The organism is Parvibaculum sp., from assembly GCF_049672805.1.
Classification (GTDB): Bacteria; Pseudomonadota; Alphaproteobacteria; order Parvibaculales; family Parvibaculaceae; genus Parvibaculum.
On record NZ_JBATWS010000462.1, the window covers coordinates 1 to 1,785 of the forward strand.

The following is a 1,785-nucleotide window of genomic DNA, read 5'->3' on the forward strand; positions in this document are numbered from 1 at the left end:
GCGGCCATAAGGCCGAGCAACGTGATGCGCTCCACCATGTTTCGCGCGCGGACGCGAGGGCGCACCTGATACCGTCCATAGAGAAAACCGAGTGCCGCCATGACCAGCACAACGACCGTCAGCGCAAGCTGCGACATCGCCTCATATTCATTGAGGCGAGAAGCGGCCTCGATCATGAAGGGCTCGATATTGGAGCCGACGATCACGCCTTTTTGCAGGAAGAGTGCGGATGCATTGGTAGTGCCTGCGAGAAGGCTCTGATATTCCTCCGGGCTCATCTTCATCATGCCGGTGGCAAGGCTTTCCACCGTTGTCATGACGAGAGAGAGTTCGGCAGGCGTTTGCGTCTGTACATCGCCGGGCATATCGGCGGTAACGGCAGAGCGAATGACCGAAGGCGCTGCTGCCGACCAGACCGCAATCATGATGAAGGCCGGGAGCACCGTTACCAGCATCACAAAGGCACCGTGATAGACCGGGCGGGAGTGGAAGCGTGTCTCGCTTTCCCGCGTGCGGCCAAGGGCGCGCCAATAGCCGCAGCCAAACCCCGCAACGGCGAAGAGAGCGAGGAGAAGGGCAATCTTGTCGGCTGCCATAGAGGCTTTTCCGTCTCAAAAGTCGCGCGGTTTCGCCGCTGCAACCGAACCTTGAACCAGGGACATTCTATCGCGAGAGGGGAACCGGCGCCCCGTTCAGGGCGCCGGCTCGAATTGTTACGCTCAGAGCGTCTTTCCGGCGGCGAGATCCGCCTTCACAGCTTCATGCTCATCCGCGGGCAGCGGCACGAGGCCATATTCGGCAAGCGGGCCATCAGGGCCAGCCATACCGTCGCTCAGGAAATATTCGGCATATTCCTTCAGGCCGGGGATCACGCCGATATGCGCCTTCTTCACATAGAAGAAGAGCGGACGAGACACCGGATATTCGCCGCTCGCAATGCTGGCAACGCTCGGCGATACACCGCCAATTGTGGCAACACGGAGCTTGTCGATGTTGTTCTCATAGAAGGAGAGGCCGAAAACGCCGATCGCCTGCTTGTTGGACTGAAGGCGGCCCAGCGTTTCCGTGTAGTCACCATCGATATCAACCGAGGCGCCATCGGTGCGGACGCGCACGCAGGCCTTTTCCGCATCCTTCTTGTCGAGGCCGCTCGCGACCAGCAAGTCGAGCGCGCCGGTCGCCTTGCAGCCTGCCGCGAGAACCTTCTCTTCGAAGACCTCGCGCGTGCCGTGCTTTTCACCCGGAATGAGCGCCGTGATCTTCCAGTCGGGGAAGCTCGCGTTCACGTCTTTCCATGTCTTGTTCGGATTCTCGACGAGCTTGCCATCCACCGGCACATTCGTGCCAAGAGCGAGGAACCAGTCCGCCGGCGTGAAGGCGAATTCCGGGCCGTTCACATCGCTCGCAAAGACGATGCCGTCATAACCGAAGCGCACTTCGATGATGTCGGTGACACCCGCCGCTGCACAGGCTGCCTTCTCATCTTCCTTGATCGGGCGCGAGGAATTGGCGATGTCGATCTGGTTCAGACCAACGCCACCGCAGAACTGCTTGAGACCGCCGCCCGAGCCACCCGATTCAACAACCGGCGTCTTGAACTGCGGGAAGGTCTGGCCGAACTGCTCCGCCACAATGTTGGCATAGGGCAGCACGGTCGAGGAACCGGCGATCTGGATCTGGTCGCGCGCATGAGCGGCGCCCGCTACCGAAAAGGCGGCGAGGGCAATCGTTGCGGCCATCGTCAGAGTTTTGAGTTTCACGTTCATTCTCCAGTGATGTGAGTGC

2 protein-coding genes are annotated in these 1,785 nt (G+C 60.4%); both read right to left on the reverse strand.

What is annotated here, in order from left to right:
* Nucleotides 1–596, reverse strand: a 596-nt coding sequence (locus tag WBF74_RS14365; protein WP_424441123.1) for a phosphate ABC transporter permease family protein, incomplete at its 3' end; no start/stop codon positions are given.
* A 123-nt stretch (nt 597–719) separates the two neighbouring features.
* A complete protein-coding gene (locus WBF74_RS14370) occupies nt 720–1,766 on the reverse strand; it encodes a PstS family phosphate ABC transporter substrate-binding protein (RefSeq protein WP_424441125.1) in 1,047 nt (348 codons plus the stop codon).
* Nucleotides 1,767–1,785 lie beyond the last annotated feature (19 nt).